Origin of the sequence: Shewanella frigidimarina NCIMB 400 (assembly GCF_000014705.1) — a bacterium.
GTDB lineage: Bacteria > Pseudomonadota > Gammaproteobacteria > Enterobacterales > Shewanellaceae > Shewanella > Shewanella frigidimarina.
The window spans coordinates 1,731,739-1,754,262 of record NC_008345.1 but is presented as its reverse complement, the minus strand read 5'-3'; the positions used below and the strand labels follow the sequence as shown (position 1 = coordinate 1,754,262).

Annotated in this window: 20 protein-coding genes and 6 tRNA genes; 8 read left to right on the top strand and 18 right to left on the bottom strand. The window is 39.7% G+C overall.

Annotated elements, in window-relative coordinates; translation table 11 throughout:
* Positions 1-252 precede the first annotated feature (252 nt).
* Together radD and SFRI_RS07545 are read left to right on the top strand one after the other, a co-directional pair.
* Complete coding sequence (gene radD / locus SFRI_RS07550; RefSeq protein ID WP_165872376.1) at positions 253-1,974, top strand: DNA repair helicase RadD; 1,722 nt, start codon at positions 253-255, stop codon at positions 1,972-1,974.
* A 79-nt stretch (positions 1,975-2,053) separates the two neighbouring features.
* Positions 2,054-2,314, top strand: a complete 261-nt coding sequence (locus SFRI_RS07545) for a GrxA family glutaredoxin (protein ID WP_011636939.1) — start codon at positions 2,054-2,056, stop codon at positions 2,312-2,314.
* A gap of 64 nt (positions 2,315-2,378) precedes the next feature.
* Here SFRI_RS07545 and SFRI_RS07540 read toward each other — a convergent pair whose 3' ends face one another.
* From SFRI_RS07540 to SFRI_RS07470, 15 genes are all read right to left on the bottom strand, one after another.
* Positions 2,379-3,530 carry a DcaP family trimeric outer membrane transporter gene (locus SFRI_RS07540; RefSeq protein WP_011636938.1) on the bottom strand — a complete coding sequence of 384 codons (1,152 nt, stop codon included), beginning with the start codon at positions 3,528-3,530 and terminating at the stop codon, positions 2,379-2,381.
* A gap of 613 nt (positions 3,531-4,143) precedes the next feature.
* A tRNA-Lys gene (locus tag SFRI_RS07535) sits at positions 4,144-4,219 on the bottom strand.
* 125 nt (positions 4,220-4,344) lie between these two features.
* Positions 4,345-4,420, bottom strand: a tRNA-Lys gene (locus SFRI_RS07530).
* A 125-nt stretch (positions 4,421-4,545) separates the two neighbouring features.
* A tRNA-Lys gene (locus tag SFRI_RS07525) sits at positions 4,546-4,621 on the bottom strand.
* 125 nt (positions 4,622-4,746) lie between these two features.
* Positions 4,747-4,822, bottom strand: a tRNA-Lys gene (locus SFRI_RS07520).
* Between the two features lie 125 nt (positions 4,823-4,947).
* A tRNA-Lys gene (locus SFRI_RS07515) sits at positions 4,948-5,023 on the bottom strand.
* A 125-nt stretch (positions 5,024-5,148) separates the two neighbouring features.
* Positions 5,149-5,224, bottom strand: a tRNA-Lys gene (locus tag SFRI_RS07510).
* Between the two features lie 274 nt (positions 5,225-5,498).
* Positions 5,499-6,236, bottom strand: a complete 738-nt coding sequence (gene ybgF, locus SFRI_RS07505) for a tol-pal system protein YbgF (protein WP_011636937.1) — start codon at positions 6,234-6,236, stop codon at positions 5,499-5,501.
* Positions 6,237-6,291: 55 nt separating this feature from the next.
* Positions 6,292-6,828: a peptidoglycan-associated lipoprotein Pal gene (pal, locus tag SFRI_RS07500; RefSeq protein WP_011636936.1), complete on the bottom strand. Its 537-nt coding sequence runs from the start codon at positions 6,826-6,828 to the stop codon at positions 6,292-6,294.
* A gap of 23 nt (positions 6,829-6,851) precedes the next feature.
* Positions 6,852-8,180, bottom strand: a complete 1,329-nt coding sequence (gene tolB, locus SFRI_RS07495) for a Tol-Pal system beta propeller repeat protein TolB (protein WP_011636935.1) — start codon at positions 8,178-8,180, stop codon at positions 6,852-6,854.
* A gap of 43 nt (positions 8,181-8,223) precedes the next feature.
* Positions 8,224-9,186 (bottom strand): cell envelope integrity protein TolA, encoded by a 963-nt coding sequence (tolA, locus tag SFRI_RS07490; protein ID WP_011636934.1) that lies wholly within the window; start codon positions 9,184-9,186, stop codon positions 8,224-8,226.
* The gene (gene tolR / locus SFRI_RS07485; RefSeq protein ID WP_011636933.1) at positions 9,187-9,615 is read right to left on the bottom strand and encodes a protein TolR; all 429 of its coding nucleotides are present in this window, start codon (positions 9,613-9,615) and stop codon (positions 9,187-9,189) included. It lies immediately after the preceding gene.
* On the bottom strand, positions 9,615-10,304 hold the full coding sequence (tolQ, locus tag SFRI_RS07480) for a protein TolQ (RefSeq protein ID WP_011636932.1): 690 nt from the start codon (positions 10,302-10,304) through the stop codon (positions 9,615-9,617). The genes tolR and tolQ overlap by 1 nt, the downstream gene beginning before the upstream one ends.
* Positions 10,294-10,695, bottom strand: a complete 402-nt coding sequence (ybgC, locus tag SFRI_RS07475; RefSeq protein WP_086019746.1) for a tol-pal system-associated acyl-CoA thioesterase — start codon at positions 10,693-10,695, stop codon at positions 10,294-10,296. Before ybgC ends, tolQ begins: the two co-directional genes overlap by 11 nt.
* 1,318 nt (positions 10,696-12,013) lie before the next feature.
* The gene (locus tag SFRI_RS07470) at positions 12,014-12,883 is read right to left on the bottom strand and encodes a flagellar protein MotY (RefSeq protein WP_011636930.1); all 870 of its coding nucleotides are present in this window, start codon (positions 12,881-12,883) and stop codon (positions 12,014-12,016) included.
* 187 nt (positions 12,884-13,070) lie between these two features.
* Here SFRI_RS07470 and rnt point away from each other — a divergent pair, with 187 nt between their 5' ends.
* Positions 13,071-13,736, top strand: a complete 666-nt coding sequence (gene rnt, locus SFRI_RS07465; RefSeq protein ID WP_011636929.1) for a ribonuclease T — start codon at positions 13,071-13,073, stop codon at positions 13,734-13,736.
* 126 nt (positions 13,737-13,862) lie between these two features.
* Here the strand turns inward: rnt and SFRI_RS07460 are convergent, their stop codons facing one another.
* Positions 13,863-14,468, bottom strand: a complete 606-nt coding sequence (locus tag SFRI_RS07460; protein ID WP_011636928.1) for a peroxiredoxin — start codon at positions 14,466-14,468, stop codon at positions 13,863-13,865.
* Between the two features lie 389 nt (positions 14,469-14,857).
* Between SFRI_RS07460 and SFRI_RS07455 the strand changes: the two genes are divergently transcribed.
* The gene (locus SFRI_RS07455; RefSeq protein ID WP_041412872.1) at positions 14,858-16,180 is read left to right on the top strand and encodes a Na+/H+ antiporter family protein; all 1,323 of its coding nucleotides are present in this window, start codon (positions 14,858-14,860) and stop codon (positions 16,178-16,180) included.
* Between the two features lie 132 nt (positions 16,181-16,312).
* On the opposite strand, the gene upp is transcribed toward SFRI_RS07455, so the two are convergent.
* Positions 16,313-16,939, bottom strand: coding sequence for a uracil phosphoribosyltransferase (upp, locus tag SFRI_RS07450; RefSeq protein ID WP_011636926.1), 627 nt, complete (start codon positions 16,937-16,939; stop codon positions 16,313-16,315).
* Between the two features lie 241 nt (positions 16,940-17,180).
* Between upp and purM the strand changes: the two genes are divergently transcribed.
* Together purM and purN are read left to right on the top strand one after the other, a co-directional pair.
* Entirely contained in the window at positions 17,181-18,218 is a 1,038-nt protein-coding gene (purM, locus tag SFRI_RS07445) for a phosphoribosylformylglycinamidine cyclo-ligase (protein WP_011636925.1), read from the top strand.
* The gene (purN, locus tag SFRI_RS07440) at positions 18,218-18,862 is read left to right on the top strand and encodes a phosphoribosylglycinamide formyltransferase (RefSeq protein WP_011636924.1); all 645 of its coding nucleotides are present in this window, start codon (positions 18,218-18,220) and stop codon (positions 18,860-18,862) included. The genes purM and purN overlap by 1 nt, the downstream gene beginning before the upstream one ends.
* A gap of 86 nt (positions 18,863-18,948) precedes the next feature.
* Here the strand turns inward: purN and cysB are convergent, their stop codons facing one another.
* Positions 18,949-19,926, bottom strand: a complete 978-nt coding sequence (cysB, locus tag SFRI_RS07435) for an HTH-type transcriptional regulator CysB (protein WP_011636923.1) — start codon at positions 19,924-19,926, stop codon at positions 18,949-18,951.
* 389 nt (positions 19,927-20,315) lie between these two features.
* Here cysB and SFRI_RS07430 point away from each other — a divergent pair, with 389 nt between their 5' ends.
* Complete coding sequence (locus tag SFRI_RS07430) at positions 20,316-21,095, top strand: hypothetical protein (RefSeq protein WP_011636922.1); 780 nt, start codon at positions 20,316-20,318, stop codon at positions 21,093-21,095.
* Positions 21,096-21,644: 549 nt separating this feature from the next.
* Positions 21,645-22,097 carry a DUF4878 domain-containing protein gene (locus tag SFRI_RS07425; RefSeq protein WP_011636921.1) on the top strand — a complete coding sequence of 151 codons (453 nt, stop codon included), beginning with the start codon at positions 21,645-21,647 and terminating at the stop codon, positions 22,095-22,097.
* The last annotated feature ends 427 nt before the right edge of the window (positions 22,098-22,524 follow it).

Genomic DNA, 22,524 nt, shown 5'->3' with positions numbered 1-22,524 from the left:
TAAATTTCATTTTTATTAGTATTAATATCATCTGATTCAATAGATGAATCTACACCAACTGATATAAAAAAACAGCGCTTAACACGCAAAAAATACCATCCCTGTCTATTTATCATCTTTAACCATCAGCAATTGATTTATCCAACTCAATTAAAACATCATGGTTTATCAATCATTGGCTATGTTAAGCTTTATATAAACCAGAACAACGCTACCGGTAAAGTGAAACACTCATCTACTCACCCCGTAAATATCACCTTACGTGACTATCAACAACAATCGGTCGACGCGGCTATAGCTCACTTCAAGCACAGCCAACAATCGGCGGTATTAGTGCTACCTACCGGTGCGGGTAAAAGTATTGTGATTGCCGAACTGGCACGTATCGCGAATGGTAATGTGCTAGTGCTCACCCATGTAAAAGAATTAGTCGCTCAAAATGCTGAAAAAGTGGGTTTACTCACTCAAGAGGCCAACATCTATTCCGCAGGATTAAATCAAAAAAAGGCTAATGGCAAAACCGTGGTAGCCAGTGTCCAATCAGCCGCTCGCGCCCTAGATAAATTCACTCAAGCATTTTCATTAGTGATCATTGATGAATGCCATCGAGTCAGTAATGAGTCTACTAGCCAATATCAACAACTGCTCACGCACCTTAAAGCGCGTAATCCTGACATTAAACTGCTTGGGCTAACTGCCACGCCTTATCGTTTAGGTTTAGGCTGGATTTACCGGCACCATTATCATGGAAAAGTAGGTAATACAGATACACCTGTATTCGAAAAATGCATTTTTGAACTTCCAATGCGACCATTGATCAAAAAAGGTTACTTAACCAAACCAACCATTTTTGACGGACTGAGTGCACAGTATGATTTTAGTGAGCTCGTTGCACATGACAGTGGTGAATATCCACAAATGGAAATCGATTCTTTATTACATCATCAAGGACGAGCAACCACAGCTATTATCAAACAAGTAAAACAACTTGCTGAACTCCGAAAAGGTGTATTGATTTTTGCTGCTACGGTCAGACATGCCAATGAAGTAATGACTCTATTAGACGACGATGCCGCCTTAATTACCGCTCAAACGCCACATAGCGAACGTGATGACATCATCAATCGCTTTAAAGCCCAACGTCTCAAATACATTGTTAACGTTGCCGTATTAACCACAGGCTTCGATGCTCCTCACGTCGACCTTATCGCAATTTTGCGCCCCACCGCATCGGTGAGCCTATTCCAACAGATGATAGGTCGAGGATTACGCTTGGCCCCCAATAAAGCAGATTGTTTAGTCATTGATTATGCCGCTAATGGTTATGACTTATTTTACCCGGAAGTCGGTCAAGCCAAACCCAATAGCAAATCAGTACCAGTACAAGTGCATTGTCCTGTATGTCAATTTGCTAATACTTTTTGGGGCCTAGTAGATGGCGATGGCGATATTATTGAACATTATGGCAGACGCTGTCAGGGGTTAATCGATGAGCTGCAACAGTGTGACTTTAGATTTAGATCAAAGTCATGCCCTGACTGTGGAGCGGAAAATGATATCGCGGCACGTATTTGTCATAGCTGCCAATCAACCTTAATTGATCCCGATAAGCGACTAAAACAAGTACTTAACGCTCAGCATCATCACTTATTTAAATGTGAGCAAATGTTGTTGCGCGATCAAGACAATAAGTTGCTTATTCAATATATTGATATTGAAGGTAATGATTTTAAGCGAATGTTTAGCTTCGCCACACCAGCACAACGAAAAGCATTTTATGCGGTATTTGTTCTCAGTCATACCCGCACTCCAGGTATACCGCATCCTCAATATAATAAAGTAACCGATGTATTGACGGATCAAATTCGATTCAGAAAACCCGATTTATTATTACTGAAAAAAAACAAACATCGCTGGGATTTAGTTGATTCATTTTTTGACTATCAAGGCAAATATAAAATCGATATGAGTTAAAACAAAATTAATTGCGTTGAATTATGATTTGAAAAGTACTTATGGTATAAATTGGCCATATCATAAAACAGGAGTCACCATGTTTGTAGTTATTTTTGGCCGCCCAGGTTGCCCATATTGTGTTCGAGCTGTTGAATTATCAGAAAAATTAGCGGCGCAGAGTGAAGATTTCAAATTCAAATATATTGATATTCATGCCGAAGGTATCACTAAAGCGGATTTATCAAAAAGTGTGGGTAAAACGGTAGAAACTGTTCCACAAATTTTTGTAGATGAACAACCTATTGGTGGTTGCACCGAATTCGAAGCGTATGTTCGTCAAAACAACTTACTTAATTAAGCTTCGTAAGTATAAAGATAAAAAGGCAACCTAATGGGTTGCCTTTTTATTATCTACTCAAATACTAAAGAGCATATTTCGCCGAAAACATAATCCGATTCAAGTCGCCATCGGAACCGTCTTCACGTTCATTCAAGGCATGCATAAACTCAACTCCAAAAGTCAGTGGCTTTGAAGGTGAGAACAATAAGTTAACGTAACCAGAGTAAGCCTCTTTATTAACGGCACCGCCGGTAAGCGCTACATCATTATCTGCGCTAAAACCTGAAAGCGTCACACTAGATCGCCATTGCTCTGACCACCAATGACGATATGAGACGAAACCACCAAACGATTTAATCGTTTGAATTTCACCGTTGGTATCAAGCACACCAGCGTTAGCATAATTTAGCGCCATATAACGACCTAGCCCTTCCCCGTAAGTGGCAGTAAATTTGAGGTCATCTTTACCAACAGGGATAACCCCCGCAAAACTGACACCATAACCCAGCTCAGAAGTATCATACGTTGTGGTACCAACGACTTGCTCTAGATCTAATTGCCTTACAATCGCCGCAACTGAAAATGCAGAACCACTGGCAGCGCTAAAATTATAGCGTCCTACAAAATCAGGAACAACGCCACTGCCACTGGTAATTCGACCACCGCCGCCTAATGGCGTCACAGTTGTTTCAGGGTTTTCAATCGAAAATTGCCAGTTACCGCTGGTATAACGTAATAGTGATTGTCTAACAAACGGTGTGCCTTCTGCCGCACCAACAAAATCCAGGTTTTCCGGTAAAGCACCAGGATTTTGGAACGTGGTCCACGTTTGTCCTACAGTCCAATTATCATAACTTACAAATGCATGGCGAATACGTGGAGAGTAACTATTAGACACACGTTCATTACCATCTGTATGTGTCATAAAATCCAGTTCAATAAAACCGGTCAGTTTATGCCCTTCAAGATCAGTAACAGTCTTAAAATTAAAACGCGATTCACGAGCTTGAAAGTCGACTACTTGCTTACCATTCCCCGTCGTGCCATAAATCGTTCCTGGCACATAGAACTGACGAGATAGAGAACCTGAATCTGGCGCCCCATTACCATAATCACTAAACATCACATCGGCTTTAATGTAGCCACCAAAAGTCATATCTGTAGCAGCCTGAGCTCCCCCGCTCATTGCCAATAAAGCACCTGCAACATAAAGACTGAGTTTTTGCTTTTTCATTATTATCTCCCTATTGATATTGTTCTAATCTTGAGCAATATGAGCCAATTAACAATCATATAACATTAGCAATAGGTCTATGAGACAAAAGTAGACAAGCAAAAACTAATAAATAGACTACTTCGAAAACAAGATGTTGTTTAATACAATGTAGATCTTGATGAGTTCGGACACTAAAGATTTATAAGAAATTAAACGCTAAATAAGCTGATAACAAAATACATCGACCAGTTACGACCTGGATTGGTTTTGTATAACATCTTAGGCTCGCTGGAATATAATCATCGAACGCTACTCAAATCTTGTAACGTAATAATAAGATATAACGTTGATAAAAGGGATTCTTAGAGGACATAACTAAAGGAGTAAAATAGTGGGTAATGAAAGGTTCAAACATTGGAAAAATGACTCAAAAGTCAACGGCAGCAGTTGATTTCACACAGAGTAACAAAGCTGCCGATCCATCTTGATTTTGCAAAACCTAATTATTATTGAAATTAAAGCAAACTATCGAGATTTAAACATCTGAAAATATACTGAGCTATTTTAGCCAATGATAAGTCTTGTATTCTGTGATGATTTAGAAATAATAGTGAGGGAATAACAAAGAAAGTGGTGGGTCGTGAAGGATTCGAACCTTCGACCAATTGGTTAAAAGCCAACTGCTCTACCAACTGAGCTAACGACCCATCTTGGTTTTGCAAGAACTGATATTCTTACTGGAACAAAAGCCAACTGTCTCTATTTCAAGACAAACTGAGCTAACGACCCATCTTAGTGTAACCTTTAAATTCTTTAACCACGATTTAAAAAGTGGTGGGTCGTGAAGGATTCGAACCTTCGACCAATTGGTTAAAAGCCAACTGCTCTACCAACTGAGCTAACGACCCATCTTGGTTTTGGAAGAACTAACATTCTTACTGGAACAAAAGCCAACTGTCTCTATTTCAAGACCAACTGAGCTAACGACCCATCTTGCTGTAACCTTTAAATTCTTTAACCACGATTTAAAAAGTGGTGGGTCGTGAAGGATTCGAACCTTCGACCAATTGGTTAAAAGCCAACTGCTCTACCAACTGAGCTAACGACCCATCTTGGTTTTGCAAGAACTGATATTCTTACTGGAACAAAAGCCAACTGTCTCTATTTCAAGACCAACTGAGCTAACGACCCATCTTGGTGTAACCTTTAAATTCTTTAACCACGATTTAAAAAGTGGTGGGTCGTGAAGGATTCGAACCTTCGACCAATTGGTTAAAAGCCAACTGCTCTACCAACTGAGCTAACGACCCATCTTGGTTTTGGAAGAACTAATATTCTTACTGGAACAAAAGCCAGCTGTCTCTATTTCAAGACCAACTGAGCTAACGACCCATCTTGGTGTAACCTTTAAATTCTTTAACCACGATTTAAAAAGTGGTGGGTCGTGAAGGATTCGAACCTTCGACCAATTGGTTAAAAGCCAACTGCTCTACCAACTGAGCTAACGACCCATCTTGGTTTTGCAAGAACTGATATTCTTACTGGAACATAAGCCAACTGTCTCTATTTCAAGACTAACTGAGCTAACGCCCCATCTTGGTGTAACCTTTAAATTCTTTAGCCACGATTTAAAAAGTGGTGGGTCGTGAAGGATTCGAACCTTCGACCAATTGGTTAAAAGCCAACTGCTCTACCAACTGAGCTAACGACCCATCTTGGTTTTGCAAGAACTGACATTCTTACTGGAACATACCTAACTGCTATATTTCAAGACTTGTTAAATTAACATCCCATTGTGTTGATTGTTAATAATAACTCATATCACAGTAACTGTAGACTAAGTTAGTATCACCTCAACACACCCCAGAAAGCTCTGCCGTTCTGAGGGCGCCTATAATACCTTTTTCAATTTCTCATGCAAGCGCAAATTTATAATTTCTTGTTGTTTGCATGAAAAACAGACTAAGAGGCTGTTTTTTGGCTTAATTAGCCTTTCAATGCTGATAATTGTTGTTGTGCAAGGCGTGCGGAGGCACTATCTGCGTACTCTTTTAGAACTTTGTTATACAAAGCTCTTGCACCGGCAGAATCATTTTCTTTTTCTGCAATCATGCCAAGCTTAACTAAACTATCGCCACGCTTATTTGAATCTGCAAATTTACTGACAACAGTACTAAATGCTTGTTTCGCATCATTGTACTCGCTTTTGTTGTACAACAACTGGCCTAACCAATAGTTTGCATTAGCTGCATAATTAGAGTCTGGGTATGTCGATATAAAACTACGAAAAGCAGGAATGGCTTCATCGTACTTACGTTCTTTAAGGACCAAGTTCACAGCGGCCTCATAGCTTCCTGTCTCGCCCAACGTTGAACTAGCTGCGGCAACCGTAGTGGCATCAGCTTGAACTGGTGCTGCTGGGGTTGATGACTTAGCAGTAAGATTAGCAATTTCCTCGTACAGCTGTCGTTGACGCTGTAACATCTGATTCATTTGATAATTTTGTTGCTCAGTAATGCCTCTTAAATCCAACACTTCATTTTGCAATGCATCCATACGACGCTGCATGTCGAATTCGCCTTGTTGCTTTGCTTTAATGATGCGCTCTAATCTTGAAATTCTGTCATCATTTGAACCACCAGATGCATCCGAAACCGGTGCTGGTGCAGCAAAAGCCGTTGCCGTTGTAAAGAACATCGCCGCAACTAATATGGCTAGTTTCATTTTTATCTCCTAAAAAAGGCCAACCGATAACGGTTGGCCTTGCACTTTTTACGCTTTAGTAAACTAACACACCACGACGGTTTTTAGCAAAACCAGTATCGTTGCGTGAATAATCTAATGGCTTTTCTTCGCCGTAGCTCACGATGCTCATTTGGCTAGGTTGTACACCCATACCTTGTAAATACTTAGCAATCGCTTTAGCACGACGTTCGCCTAGTGCGATGTTGTATTCTGGCGTACCACGTTCATCAGCATGACCTTCAATCAATACTCGAACATTTGGATGCTCAACTAAGTAGTTACCATGAGCTTGAATGATCTCAGCATTTTCACTTTGAACTTCACTGCGGTCAAAGTCGAAGTAAATGATATTTTGACGACGTAATTCTTGTTCTTTTAAACGCTGCTGTTCTGCAGAGCTTAGTACAGGAGCTACACCGCCAGTTTCAATACCACCATTACCGTATTCACTACCAGTACCACTCATAGAACCGTTAGCGTCAGTTTCAGAGTCTGAAGTTGAGCTACAGGCACCCAGTGCCATAAGCGGAACTGCAACCAACATAGCTTTAAACAACTTATTCAGATCCATTTTAAATCCTTATCAATATCTATTTAGAGAAACGGAGACCATGCGGGTGACTTCACCTCGCCCTGGCCGACAGGCAATCTTGCTTTAAATCTGCCGTCCATAGAAACAGCAGCTAACACTTGTTTACCTTGATGGGTTGTACCGTAGATAACCATAGTGCCATTTGGAGCAACACTTGGTGATTCATCAAGTTGAGTTGATGAAAGCACCTGCATAAAGCGTGTTGCAAGATCCATTCTAGCAATATGGAATTTACCGTTAGTACGGTTTACAAAAATCATACTACGACCATCTGGGCTAATTGAACCGCCGAGGTTCCATTCACCTTCAAAAGTCATACGCGAGACTTTATTTGTATCTAAACTTACGCGATATAACTGTGGTTTCCCACCACGTTCAGAGGTAAATAAAATTGATTTACCGTCTGGGAACCAAGATGGTTCTGTATCAATTGCGTAATGCTCTGTAATACGTCGAGTTGCTTTAGTGGCAATATCGACGACATAAATTTCTGGTTGGCCATCTTTTGACAGTGTAACAGCTAATTTTTTCCCATCAGGAGAAAAAGCCGGTGCACCATTAATACCGTCAAAACTACTCACTAATGTACGAGTTTGGCTGTAAATGTCTTGAACAAAGATTTCAGCTTTTCTATTTTCAAAACTAACATAGGCTAAACGACGCCCATCAGGAGACCAAGTTGGTGACATCAAGGGCTCTGGTGAACGTAGTAGCATTTGTTCATTGTAGCCGTCGTAATCCGCAATCATTAGATGGTAAGGTGCTTTTTGACCTTGTTTAACCACAACATATGCGATACGGGTTAAAAATGCACCACGAATACCGGTGAGCTTTTCATAAACAATATCACTGATACGATGGCTATACTGTCTAAATTGGTTTGCACTAATAACCGTTTCACGGCTTTCAAGTAATAACTCATTGTTATTCTGAGGCCCTTTACCCGCTTGCAGTTGTGCTTTGACTAAATCAATCAGCTCAAAACTCACTAGGTATTGATCTGCTCCATATGGCTTAACCGTACCAACTACAAGCGCTTCAGCTTCTACATTAGCCCAGTTTTGAGCAGTAAAACCATTTACAGACGAAATAGTTGATTGTGGCAATGCACGAACATCAAGTGTCTTAAATGTACCACTGCGAGATAAATCAGATGCTACCACATCAGAAATAGATGCAGGAGCGGGACCTTGCCCTTGCCATACAAAAGGTACTACAGCAATTGGTCTTGCTGCATCAACCCCTTCTGTAATAACAATATCTAACGCTGCGCGAGCGGGTGTAGTTAACACTATTAATACCAGTGTTAGCCATTTAGCCAAATTATTCATGTGACTCCTTTTAACTCCATTCCATCATTAAATACGATTTATATTAATTAAATTCCGGTGAAACGGTTAAATTAATTTCTTTTAATTGCTGATAAACAGCCGGTTCAGGCGATACTGGTAACCGTCCCGCTTTATTTATCGACGCTTTGGCTGCTCGACAAACTACCTGATCACCATCTAACGTTTGGCTTGTTGTGACAAAACCATCTGACGCTAGACGAATAAAGACCCTGCAGCTTTTCCCACGCATTGACTCATCAACAACTAAATTTCGTTGAATAGTGGCAATAATCATGGCTTTATACTTATCAACTTCTGACAACACTTGCTTGTTACGTGTTTTAGAAAGTGAATCTTGTTCAGCAGCCATAGCCTCTGCCATTTCACGTTCTTGACGCGCTTTAGTATCAGCTTCTGCTTTACGTTTACGCTCAGCATCTTCTTTACGCTTACGTTCGTCATCAGCACGTTGACGTTCTTCTTGAGCTTTTTTCGCAGCAGCCTCTTCTTGCTTACGTTTTTCAGCTGCTTTCTTAGCTGCGTCCTCAGAAGCTTTTTGCTCTTGTTCTTTTTGCTTGCGTACTACTTCAGCTTTATCTGCTCGCTCTTTTTCTAGCACTTGCTTTGCCTGAGCTGCTTTAGCGGCGTCATTAGCCTTTTGAGTTTCCTGCTCTTTTTGTTTACGCTGGATCTCTAAAGTTTTAATTTTTTCTTGTTCACGTTCACGCTCACGGCGAGCTTCTGATGCTTTACGTTCTAGTTCTGCTTGACGGGCTTTTTCTTGCTTGGCCACATCTTGCTTTTGTTTCTTTAATTGCTCAACTCTGTCATTAACTTTCTGTTGATCAATTACAATTGCTTGAACGGCAGGTGCACTTGCTGCTGCCGTTTGCATTTGCTTGGGCTTATCATCAAAACTAATGCCTAAAGCAAGAATGACGATAAATCCAATATGAATACCAGCAGAAATAGAAACTGGTACGGTTAAATCTGAATTTCCAGCCACCTATTTCTCCTTCGGTGAATCGGTCATTAACCCTACAGCAGGCACACCAGCACCTTGCAAACTAATCATTAATTGAATAACGCTTTCATAAGGTATCGTGCGGTCAGCTTTTACTACCACAGGCCTTAACGGTTCAAGCTGGATTAACGCTCCAACTTCAGTCGACACTTGTTCTAAGTCCATAACTTCAGAGTTAGAACTACTGCCGATATTCAAGAAATATTGTCCAGCCGCGTCAATCGATGCAACGATAGGAGGCTTACTATCAGGTGGTAAAGACTCGGCATTACCTTGAGGTAATTCTACTTTGACTCCTTGCGATACAATAGGCGCTGTCACCATAAAAATAATCAACAACACCAACATCACGTCGATGTAAGGTACAACGTTGATTTCTGCAACTGGACGACGACGTTTACGCTGATACATTAAACAGCTTCCTTCTCGCTATACGCTTGACGTTGCAATATGTTGGAGAATTCTTCCATAAAGTTAGCATAAGTCATTTCAATTTTATCAACTTGCGTTGTAAAACGGTTATAACCAATAACGGCAGGTATAGCAGCAAACAAGCCCATTGCGGTTGCAATCAATGCTTCTGCAATACCTGGTGCAACCATGGCAAGAGTGGCATTTTCAACGGCGCCCAGTGCAATAAAGGAATTCATAATTCCCCATACCGTCCCAAACAAACCAATGTATGGGCTGGTAGAACCAATCGTTGCCAATAGCGGCAAATGGTTTTCAAGCTTTTCCATTTCTCGCGACAAACTCACTCGCATTGCTCGAGAAGTTCCATCCATAACAGCTTCAGGTGCTTTACTGTTTACTTTGCTCAAACGAGTATATTCTTTAAAACCTGCCACAAACATCGATTCTAAACCAGAGATAGCACTACCACGTGCTATTAATTCTTTGTAAAGACGGTTTAAATCAACACCTGACCAAAACGTTTCTTCAAAACGTAATGACTTAACTCTTGCAGAGCCTAATAATTTGTTGCGTTGAATGATCACTGCCCATGAGGCAATCGATAATGCCAACAAGGTCAGCATAACTAACTTTACCAACACACTGGCTTCTAAAAACAAACCAATAAATGAAATTTCAGCGTGCACTGTCAAACTCCTGAACAATATTTAGGGGAATAGCGCGGGGACGCATACGTGATAAAGATATACACGCGACAACAACTGTCGCTTCACAATAGCAATCACCTTGATGATCAACTAGCCGCTGGTGAAACACCAACGACACTTTTTTTAATTCTATAACTTTTGATTCAACCACAAAATCCTGTTCAAATTTTGCAGCTTTACGAAAATCTAATTCTGCATGTTTGACGACAAAAGCAATATCTTCTGACAACAGTTCAGCTTGGCGAACACCCATTGATTTTAACCATTGCGTTCGGGCTCGTTCAAAAAATTTTAAGTAATTAGAATGGTACACAACACCACCGGCATCGGTATCTTCGTAATAGACTGAAATAGGCCAAACAAACATAATCTGAACATCAATTTTTAGGTTGTAAAAGTTGGCTTACTATACCGAGTACCAACACGCTTGTGAATATTGTACCGAGGGAAAAGTAGACTTTATTTTGCTCAAAATGCGCTAAAACACACGAAAAACCTCAGGAACTGTAAGAGATGAAGCTTTATTAATGTATTTATCAAAAAAATTAACAATTTGTTAAACAAAACATGCAATATAGGCATAGTCATTTATTGGCTGAAAAAGCCTATGTTTAGCCGCTTAAAAAGCTAAATACACAAAAAAGACAACAACAAGATGGCAGCATCATCGCACACTCTGAAAATGTAAACGTGAATAAAAGTTAAGCCAACAACATTCTGCGTTTTGTTTCCAGTCAATACACTATCAACGGCTCTGCCAATAACGTTGCCTTATTTGTCTTGCTGACTATGTTGGGATTAACTAAACCTCATGAAGAGACAACCTTAACATTCCAACTTAATATGAGTAATTCCTACATGTCTAACATTGTTTAGGATTATATTTTGCATATTTAAATCAAGAAGCATGCTTTGTCACATGATGAGATATAGACTATTTGTTAAATATTTTTACCGCCGCATTAACTAATCCGAATAGTTATGCAATAAATATAGGTAATAACCTAATAAAGCGCTATATAAGCCGATTAGAGTATAAACAACATCTAACAACCATATTTAATCATTAGTTTTACTAATGGTAACTCGTAATTTTTCTAGTTTGTCAGATTAGTGTATACATTCTATTATTGCCTTGTTTTCAGGACACATCTGATTCAGATGTTGAAAACCAAGAACTCCAAACTGATGTAACCCAATACCTCAGTTATCCCTAGTTCTTATGCTTGACTTCCTTCCTTAGATTTGTTGATTGCAAATTATTTAGCCCACTTGGATTAAGTGGGTTTTTTTTGCCTTTTTTTTAGCATATTCATAAACCAAAATACTAGCGAACAAATCTACAAATCTACAAATCTACAAATCTACAAATCAAAATATGCCACTATTATAAATTTGAGCTATACGAATAAGAAATAGCGTAACCCTTTAAAGTGAAATGATGTCCACGCTATTGAGTTGGCTTTTAAGTGAACCGCCATCCGTTTACAAATGAGTATTATCGATTTGGCTTTTGGTATTAAAAAATATTGAATAGCAGCCAAATGAAATGGGCAGAGATAGATGAGGATAATCTAGCGATTGAGCCATTGTACTGCTTACCAGGTGGATGACAGGCTCAAACAAATTATCATATCAATAAACGAGGCGACTGCGCATGGCGCGCAATAAGCGATACATTATAGAATTTATATAGGTTTGGTTATTTTAATCACGACCCTACGATTCATCTTACGTTCTTCTGCAAGATCATTACCTGTTACATGGCGTTTCTCACCATGACCCGATGTATGAATCCGATCTTTAGGGATACCACTAGCAATAAGAATATCTTTCACTGAATCAGCACGCTTATCTGACACCTTTTGGTTAACCGAACGTCCACCGTAACTGTCGGTGTAAGCATCAATGAGCACGAGCTCTACTTCAGGGTCAAAAGACAAATAACGCTGTATTTTCTGTAATTGCTGGCTAGAAAAACGAGTAAGCTCTACCCCGCCTTCTTGGTAATTTAACACCGTAAAAGCAATATCATCAAAACTGTATGGCAATAAATTAGCTAAGCAAGCACGAAATTCACGGTATTTACCGCCAAAATTAGCCGATGACAAACCGACGGCAATCTTGGCATTGTGATTATACCAATCAGCATAATAAAACGTGGGTTCCATTCCTTGGCTCAATTCATTCAGCATAGACCAGGCAGCTTTTTTAGGCACTTCACCATTAAACTGCTTATTGTAAGTCAGTTGAGTGATTTCTTTAGAATTGTGTCCTGGGCGCCAACTAGGGGCTCGACTAATTAATGTCGCTTTAGTCACTGCATCAGGTTTTAGCCACATGTCTAACGTGAAATGTAAATTTAACGCTTTACCGGCGTTACTGGTAAACACAGCTCGCCCATAGTCAGGAATATCATGTTCAAGACGGCATTCTATTGGATTGTTCTCACCAATACGCCATGCAGAGTTTTCTAATGACGCAACGTAGTGCCTCAAGTCGGCATTAGCCGTTGAGCAAAGACACAAACTTGTGAGGACCATCAGTTTTCGCCACATAAAACCACCCTTTATACCCGATTACATTTGTTCTATCGGCCACAAAGTCAGTTCCTTTAGTAAACAATCATGTTTAATCGATGATAAAAACCACAATCAAACATGACACTGCGCTTGAGTTTGCGCATAATACTTGGCTTATATCATTTGCACCGATGAATGATAGCTATTGAGGATAAAAACTGTAATGACTGATATTTGCGACGCTAATAAGTTTAAACACCGATTTCGTGGTTATTTCCCTGTTGTTATCGATGTCGAAACTGCGGGTTTTAATGCCAATACCGATGCGTTGCTTGAAATTGCTGTCAGCTTATTAAAAATGAATAGTGATGGAGTCATTGTACTTGATAGAACCCTTCACTTTAATATTGAGCCTTTTGAAGGCGCAAACTTAGAACCTGCAGCATTAGCTTTTAACGGTATAGACCCCACCAATCCACTTCGTGGTGCAGTAGACGAAAAAGTCGCTTTTTTAGAGATTTTTAAAGAAGTTAAAAAAGCCCAAAAAGCAGCAGATTGTCATCGCAGTATCATTGTCGCGCACAATGCCGCTTTTGATTTAGGGTTTGTTAATAAGGCTATTGAACGAAATGGTTTAAAACGATCTCCTTTTCATCCTTTTGCTAGCTTTGATACCGCGACACTCGCAGGCCTTGCTATTGGACACACTGTATTAGCTAAAGCCTGTAAAATGGCAGGGATCGATTTCGACAATAAAGAAGCCCATTCAGCATTATATGATACCGAACGTACCGCTGAATTATTTTGCCTCATCGTTAACAGATGGAAAGCGTTGGGCGGATGGCCATTAGCGGCTGTGGAAGATGATAGCGACTCTACAAGCGAATAATGAATACTTAGCCCTTCGTTATCTCTTGCAGGCCATCAACACTTGGCCAGTTCGATAAGAAAGCATTAATGTCACCCAATAAAAAAGCTGCCGAAGCAGCTTTTTTATTGTCTCTAATTCGCTAAATTATAGCTTGTCAGAGTTATCTTTTAGATATGCAGCAACACCTTCAGTGCTTGCAGTCATACCTTTTTCGCCTTTTGACCAGCCCGCTGGACAAACTTCACCGTGCTCTTCATGGAACTGAAGTGCGTCAATCATACGGATCATTTCATCAACGTTACGGCCTAGTGGTAAATCGTTAACCACTTGGTGACGAACTTGACCTTCTTTGTCTACTAAGAAAGAACCACGGAAAGCTACACCAGCTTCTGGATGCTCTACGTCATATGCTTTACAAATTTCGTGTTTAACATCAGCTACTAGAGTGTACTTAACTTGGCCAATACCACCCTTGTCGACTGGAGTGTTACGCCATGCGTTATGAGTAAACTGTGAATCAATAGAAACACCAATCACTTCAACACCACGTTTAGTGAACTCTTCCATACGGTGATCAAAAGCAATTAGCTCTGATGGACATACAAAAGTAAAATCGAGTGGGTAGAAGAAAATAACTGCAGGCTTACCTTTAATTGCGGTAGCAAGGTTAAATGTGTCAACAATTTCACCAGAACCAAGAACGGCTGCGGCTGTAAAATCTGGGGCTGGACGGCCTACTAATACGCTCATTATCTATCTCCATTTAATGGCTTAAACACTCAACAACAGTACATGTGTATCGCAAAATGGTGACCCACCAAGCAATTACCCATACTGTTGAGACTTAAATCAGTTGTATACCATACATCTAATTTAACGGACTTATAAGTTATTTCAGATGAATGTTGGTTTACTTGCTGAAAAATAAAACATCATGACTCATTAAATAATAAGTTTCAAATATGACAAAATGATTTGATGACATGATTTCATTCCTTGTTTTCTACAACCACATATTAAATGACAAGTCATCCTGAGTTAACTATCAGCAAAAATACCTAAAAAATCGATATCAGCTGGACAAATAGACTCTAGACAGTCAAGAATAGCGGCCTCACTTACTTTTAAGAAAAATGATTATGAATGCGGTTGTAATCGCGGTTTGCTTAATGTTGTTTTTAAGCTTTATTCGAATTAACGTTGTGGTCTCGTTAACCATTAGTGCAGTTGTGGCCGGTTTAGTCGGTGGATTAGATATTCATCAAACAATCGCAGCCTTTAATGATGGCCTAGGCGGCGGCGCTCAAATAGCCCTAAGCTATGCATTACTTGGTGCATTTGCAGCAGCATTGTCACATTCAGGTTTAACGACATTAATTTCTCATTCAATTATCAAAAAACTCGGTAAAGAGCCCAATAGTGGCAATACTCAAGTTGTACGTTGGTTACTATTAGTCACAATATTATTGATGGCTGTTTCATCACAAAACATTTTGCCGATTCACATCGCCTTTATTCCTATCCTTATTCCACCTTTATTGCATGTTATTTCAAAGCTAGGTATCGACCGCCGCCTTATAGCCTGTATCCTCACGTTTGGCTTGGTCACCACGTACATGATTTTACCCATCGGTTTTGGCGGTATTTTTCTCAATGACATTCTGTTGGCAAATTTAAACACTAATGGGCTAAATGCTATCGGTGAACAAATTCCTAAAGCAATGCTATTACCTGCTATGGGCATGGTTGTCGGCCTACTCACCGCAATATTTATCAGTTACCGCAAGCCTAGAGAATACATGATTGAACAACCCGTGGTAAGTGACACTATTGCAACCACCATCAGTCGAAAAAGCCTTGTGATATCACTATCAGCAATTGTGGTTACTTTAATCGTTCAATTACAAACTGATTCGATGATCTTTGGTGCGTTAAGTGGTTTCATTATCTTTCGTTTCTCAGGGATCATTAAACACGAAGTGAGCAAAGACCTGTTTAACCAAGGTGTGCACATGATGGCCAATATCGGCTTTATTATGATTGCCGCTGCGGGCTTTGCTGCTGTGGTTAAATCTACCGGGGAAGTTGGCACACTAGTGACCTCCCTAGGTGACATCATAGGTGACAACAAGGCTTTAGCCGCATTACTGATGCTAATTGTCGGCTTATTGATCACCATGGGAATTGGCTCTTCGTTCTCAACTATTCCCATTATTGCCACCATTTACGTGCCTTTAGCACTCAGTTTTGGTTTTTCTGTTGCGGCAACGATTGCGCTGGTCGGTACTGCTGCAGCGCTTGGTGATGCGGGTTCACCGGCATCGGATTCGACCCTAGGTCCAACAGCAGGTCTTAATGCCGATGGACAACATGATCATATTCGCGACAGCGTGATCCCAACGTTTATTCACTACAACATCCCACTGCTTATTTTTGGTTGGATAGCTGCAATGGTGCTTTAACATTTAAATGATAACGACGGCTTATCAAGCTAGAAATAAAAACGGGAGCCTTACTAAAGGCTCCCGTTTTTATTGTCTCGTACATGATGTAAATCACGCCGAGCAATGGCATCAACAATTCAGTATAACGAATTATTTGGTACCGAATATCTTATCACCCGCATCACCTAAACCTGGCAAAATATAGCCTTGCTCGTTTAAGCAATCATCGATCGAAGCGGTATACAACTCAATATCAGGATGAGCTAATTCAAGTGCTTTAATGCCTTCTGGCGCGGCAACCAAAACTAACGCTTTAATTGAAGTACAACCGCGTTTTTTCAGCAGGTCGATAGTCGCAATCATTGAACCGCCAGTTGCTAACATCGGGTCAACCACTAAAGCGATACGCTCATCTACATTACTGACTATTTTTTCAAAGTAAGGTACTGGTTGTAATGTTTCTTCATCACGATAAATACCCACTACAGAAATACGCGCACTGGGTAAATGCTCAAGAACGCCATCCATCATGCCTAAACCGGCACGTAAAATAGGCACTACAGTTACTTTCTTACCTTTAAGTTGCTCAATAGTAACAGGGCCATTCCAACCTTCAATTGTCACCGTTTCAGTTTCAAAATCAGCGGTAGCTTCGTAGGTTAATAAACTGCCAACTTCAGTGGCGAGTTCACGAAATCGTTTGGTGCTGATATCCGCTTCACGCATTAAACCAACTTTATGACGAACCAGAGGATGCTTTACTTCAACGACTTTCATTTCTTTCTCCTAGATTTCTGACTATTTCAGGCAAATTTGATAAATGTTAGTCGATTTATCCTCTCTATAAAACATAAAGTTTCAAAATTGCAGTAAATCGTGACCTAAACCAATAAAAAATAGGCAATTCATCGTTTTCTTTATAGGATAAAGTAAAAACATGGCTTCCGACTAGCAGCACAAACTGGTAGAATATTGCCGCATAAAATTCCATAAAACGATGTACCCTAGAGGATCCTCCGTGACCACTCCTACCCCCCTAAGTTACAAAGACGCCGGCGTTGATATCGATGCAGGAAATGCGTTAGTAAACAACATTAAATCTGCGGTAAAACGCACTCGCCGTCCAGAAGTTATGGGCAATTTAGGTGGTTTTGGCGCATTATGCGAATTACCAACTAAATACAAACATCCTGTACTGGTTTCTGGCACAGATGGCGTTGGCACAAAATTAAGATTAGCCATTGATTACAAAAAGCATGACACCGTCGGTGTTGATTTAGTTGCTATGTGTGTCAACGATCTGATTGTTTCTGGCGCAGAACCGCTTTTCTTCCTTGATTACTACGCGACAGGTAAGCTTGATGTTGAAACAGCGACTTCAGTTGTTAGCGGCATTGCAGAAGGTTGTTTCCAATCTGGTTGTGCATTAATCGGTGGTGAAACGGCTGAAATGCCAGGCATGTACGAAGGTGAAGATTACGACCTTGCCGGATTCTGTGTTGGTGTTGTTGAAAAAGCAGACATCATTGATGGCACTAAAGTTAAAGCGGGCGACTCACTCATAGCGCTTGCTTCAAGTGGTCCTCATTCAAATGGTTACTCGTTAATCCGAAAAGTATTAGAAGTCAGCAAAGCAGACCCTCAGCAAGATCTTGCTGGAAAGCCTTTAATTGACCATTTATTAGAGCCAACAAGAATTTATGTTAAGCCTTTATTGAAACTGATTGAACAATCAGACATTCACGCTATGGCGCACATTACCGGTGGTGGATTCTGGGAAAATATCCCACGAGTACTGCCTGATGATTGCAAAGCTGTAGTCAAGGGTGACTCTTGGAAATGGCCAGTAGTGTTTGATTGGCTAATGACAAACGGTAATATTGCACAGCATGAAATGTTCCTAACATTTAACTGTGGTGTAGGTATGGTTATTGCGCTGCCAACAGAGAAAGTTGATGCTGCGTTAGCATTATTAACAGCTGAAGGCGAAAATGCTTGGTTGATAGGTGAAATTGCTACTCGTCAAGGTGACGAAGAGCAAGTGGAGATCATCTAATGAGTCAAAGCTGTCGAGTTGTGGTACTGATTTCCGGTAATGGCAGTAATCTTCAAGCTATTATTGATGGCTGTGACGATAACTTAAAAGCTGCCGTTGTTGGTGTGATTAGTAACAAACCGGATGCTTATGGGTTAATTCGCGCTCATCAAAGCGAGATTGATACCAGTTGTGTTATTCCTTATGCCAATGAAGTACGCAGTGATTATGATGCGCGTTTATTGAAATCAATTGAAAAATACCAACCGGATCTCATTATTCTTGCGGGTTTTATGCGAATTTTGACAGATGATTTTGTCAGTCATTTTCTAGGGAAAATGATTAACATTCATCCATCATTATTGCCTAAGTATACAGGGCTTCACACGCATCAACGGGCTATTGATGCTGGAGACAAAAAGCATGGCGCTAGTGTGCACTTTGTTATCCCTGAGCTCGATGCTGGACCAGTTATATTACAAGCTAAAGTCCCTATTTACCCAGAAGATGATGCTGAAGCATTAGCAGAGCGTGTTCATGAACAAGAACATGCCATTTATCCTCTGGTGGTAAAATGGTTCAGCTTAGGTCGTTTAGCGATGACCGATGGTAAAGCTTATTTAGATGGCGAGCTAATTGGGCCATCTGGTTACGCACCAGATTAACACCAATTACTAAGCCTTTAAATTAAACAAAAAACCTCGCAGATTCGCGAGGTTTTTTATGTAATAAGCATTATCGATATAGGGTACTAACGTACTGGTAATGTCATGTCGGCAAACATTTCATCAATCAATTGCTGATCTCGAAGCGCGACAGCTTTTTCTACTACATCGCGAGTTAAGTGCGGTGCAAAATGTCGCATAAAGTCATACATGTAACTGCGTAAAAAGCTACCACGTCTAAAGCCGATTTTGGTTGTACTATGAGCAAACAGATGGCTTGCATCAATCGCCACTAAATCTTTATCAACAGCCGGATCGATTGCCATAGAAGCAATAACCCCTACCCCTAATCCTAAACGTACATAGGTTTTAAGTACATCAGCACTGGTTGCACTAAACACCACTCGAGGATCAAGATCTGCACGCTTAAATGACTTTTCAATTTCAGAGGCTTTATCAAAACCAAACACATAAGTTACTAGCGGAAACTTAGCCAAATCTTCAATGCTAATTTTTGTCGATTGAGTCGCGAGTGGATGGTCACGGGTCACAACAATTGAGCGATTCCAATGATAACAAGGCAACATAATTAAATCGGTATACAAGTGCATAGCTTCGGTTGCAATGGCAAAATCAGCATCACCTCTAGCGGCTTGTTCACTAATTTGTGACGGCGTGCCTTGGTGCATATGCAGATTGACTTTGGGATATCGCTTAATGAACTCTTTAATAATTTGTGGCAAAGCATATCGAGCCTGAGTATCAGTGGTGGTAATATTTAAATCCCCCTGATTAGGCTGAGTATATTCTTCAGACACCTTTTTAATGCTATCGACCTTTCCAAGTATATCATTTGCAATATCAATAACTTGCTGCCCAGCAGGAGTTACGTGAGTCAAGTGTTTACCACTTCGACCAAATATTTGAATACCTAATTCATCTTCTAGCATTCTAACTTGCTTACTAATGCCGGGTTGTGAGGTATAGAGGTTCTCAGCCGTTGATGACACATTTAGGTTGTGTTTTACAACCTCTGCAATATATCTAAGTTGTTGCAGCTTCATGGTTTTATCCTTGATTTAACCAACACTCATCAGCAAAATATGCAAACAAGAACAAATCGGTCGTTGTCTTACATGAGAAGAACAAACGTTCAACTATAATAAAACGTTATATGACAATTGAAATGTAATATAAATAGTAATAACGAGCAAGCAAAAATCGCTCGTTACTTAATTGACTTAGCTTTTGATAAACATCATGGCTCAAATGTTTAATGATTTATCAACAAAACGACTTATTATTCAACGACAGCCACGATAACATACGCTAAGATATAGAATCATTTTGATGAAGTTTTATTGCAACGATTTATTCCAGCATCAAAATAACTTTTAGCCATTGTCGTTTGGCTATATTTACCATGAGATATGAAAGATAAAATGGAACCTTTATGTCCTTAATTTTGGTATTAATTCTTATTGGTGCATTATTATTGCTGATTATCGGCTTTAGTATTGTCCAACAACAAAAAGAGCGAGCAGAAGCTGAACGTCGAGTAGAAGCATCTCGCCAGCGCGCCATCATAGATGAAACTGATGCCGTATTATCCAACACTGGCATGACCCCATCTTCTAGCCACATTATGTTAGTACTATATCGACGCATTCAAGATGCTTTAGAACAATCTGTTGTCCATGCATCAGGCCAATTAAAATCGGATTATGAGCGTCGCCTAGGTGACATTAAAATGCAAATAGCCACAGTGTCTAATTCACCAAGCCAAGTCCCTGCGATTGAGAACTTTCGTTTACCTGATAATGATAGGCAAGTTTTAGAATTAGTAAAAACACTTAAGAAGCTCAAAGCCATTTTACGTGCTGAACATAATAAGGGAAAAGTGGATCCGTCTATTTTTGCACAAGAAGAAATGCGTATCGACAATCTGCAATTAAGAATTAATGTTGATTCTATGATTAGCCGAGCTCGTGCAGCTTGCTTTATGAAGCAGTACGGTTCTAGTAAACAAATGGTCACAAAAGCATTAAACACGCTCCACACGATTAAAGCGCAGACGCCCAATGATCCTTTTATTGCTCGTAAAGTCGATGAAGCTAAGCAGTTACTCGATGAAATCATGGGTGCTCAAAAACACAGTGAACCGAGTGCACCAAAACCGAAAAAAGAAGGTGATGATCTTGATATGTTGTTTCAGCCAAAAAAGAAATGGTAAGTATCTTTATCTTCACTAACTAAAAAACCAAGTCTCATTAAGAGGCTTGGTTTTTTTACACGCAAAATCCATTTAATATAAAATCTGCGTTATTTTTTAACCACACACAAAAAGTGTAAAAATACAGTGGGTTAGTATAATTACTCTCGTTCGTCAACACAGTTGTCCACAGAATCTGTGGATAACATTTTTAGCCAATTCTTATCACTATGTATAGTAGCTATAATGAATCGGTATGAGCACACGCTATATCGGTCTCTATATAACTATCGTGTGTCGGTATCGTTAACTTATGACATGTCATTTTGATCGCGTCAAGCCATTACGATCAAAAGCACCCTGTTTTGTCGTTAATCGAACAAATAATAGCTTATCATCAAACTCAATTGAACCATTCATACTTTCAATATATTACAAAATATGAGCATTTAAGGCTCTACGTTACAATTTTTGATAATGATATTATTTAAATCGAGCCTATCCTTGTAAGCTATAGCATAAATCGAGATACTAGATAAAAATAATAATATCAGCTGTAAAAAGAGCCTTATGTTAAAAATGAATTCCATTAAAGTATTGCCTGTACTTCTACTGTTCATTCTCACCGCTTGCGGACAATCAGATGAGTTTGGTCAACCTCAACTCACACCAGAACAAGTTTCTTTGGGGTTCTTCGAAGCTATTTATGTCGATCGTGATGTCGAGAAAGCTAAAAAGTTTGTCGCACCTGACATCCAAGAGATTATGGATCATTATCATATTGCATCAGCGGTACAACGACATGTATTAGGCTTATCCATGAAACAGGTGACGATGTCTATTGATGAAATTGATATCGACTTCTTCCGAAAATTTACCGACGACGTTACTGTCATCGTTAAAATGCAAGGATTAAAAGGTGGAAGAAATTGGATTGATGATCGAACCATTCGTCTGCATAAACAAGGCAATACCTGGGTGATTGTTGAAATATTACCCGAAAAAGGTCGTATTGAAGGTTAGTATTGAGTCAAAGCATATTACCAAACTTAGCTAGTTTTAGTTTAGTCATGATGGAAGATCAAAACAATTATCACTGATTACAGATATACACCGCTATGCGATATGTTTAAGTATTATTGAAAAAACCGATTATTAGCAATAACCAATAAAAATAGCAGCCTAGGCTGCTATTTTTATTTTTTTGTCGGAGTATTTAATGCAACAACTAAGTTGTCAAAGCATTAATCAGCTCGTTCAATCGTCTTATTCTTCGTCAGAAGGTAAAGACTCTAACACGTCATCTTTCACTTGATAGTAAGCGTTTTCGTATTCATGAACTTCCATAATAACTCCAATCTTTTAGGTCGTTTTGTAGGTGTAGGCCTGTCTTTTTATAAACAACAACACGATATTGAATCCTTAATACTGACGACATCGTGTTAATGCT

Bases quoted from the DNA above. Each gene is read 5' to 3' on its own strand.
- SFRI_RS07545 (WP_011636939.1), top strand. From the start codon at position 2,054: ATGTTTGTAGTTATTTTTGGCCGCCCAGGTTGCCCATATTGTGTTCGA.
- SFRI_RS07540 (WP_011636938.1), bottom strand. From the start codon at position 3,530: ATGAAAAAGCAAAAACTCAGTCTTTATGTTGCAGGTGCTTTATTGGCA.
- ybgF (WP_011636937.1), bottom strand. From the start codon at position 6,236: ATGAAACTAGCCATATTAGTTGCGGCGATGTTCTTTACAACGGCAACG.
- pal (WP_011636936.1), bottom strand. From the start codon at position 6,828: ATGGATCTGAATAAGTTGTTTAAAGCTATGTTGGTTGCAGTTCCGCTT.
- tolB (WP_011636935.1), bottom strand. From the start codon at position 8,180: ATGAATAATTTGGCTAAATGGCTAACACTGGTATTAATAGTGTTAACT.
- tolR (WP_011636933.1), bottom strand. From the start codon at position 9,615: ATGTATCAGCGTAAACGTCGTCGTCCAGTTGCAGAAATCAACGTTGTA.
- SFRI_RS07470 (WP_011636930.1), bottom strand. From the start codon at position 12,883: ATGTGGCGAAAACTGATGGTCCTCACAAGTTTGTGTCTTTGCTCAACG.
- rnt (WP_011636929.1), top strand. From the start codon at position 13,071: ATGACTGATATTTGCGACGCTAATAAGTTTAAACACCGATTTCGTGGT.
- SFRI_RS07460 (WP_011636928.1), bottom strand. From the start codon at position 14,468: ATGAGCGTATTAGTAGGCCGTCCAGCCCCAGATTTTACAGCCGCAGCC.
- SFRI_RS07455 (WP_041412872.1), top strand. From the start codon at position 14,858: ATGAATGCGGTTGTAATCGCGGTTTGCTTAATGTTGTTTTTAAGCTTT.
- upp (WP_011636926.1), bottom strand. From the start codon at position 16,939: ATGAAAGTCGTTGAAGTAAAGCATCCTCTGGTTCGTCATAAAGTTGGT.
- purN (WP_011636924.1), top strand. From the start codon at position 18,218: ATGAGTCAAAGCTGTCGAGTTGTGGTACTGATTTCCGGTAATGGCAGT.
- cysB (WP_011636923.1), bottom strand. From the start codon at position 19,926: ATGAAGCTGCAACAACTTAGATATATTGCAGAGGTTGTAAAACACAAC.
- SFRI_RS07430 (WP_011636922.1), top strand. From the start codon at position 20,316: ATGTCCTTAATTTTGGTATTAATTCTTATTGGTGCATTATTATTGCTG.
- SFRI_RS07425 (WP_011636921.1), top strand. From the start codon at position 21,645: ATGTTAAAAATGAATTCCATTAAAGTATTGCCTGTACTTCTACTGTTC.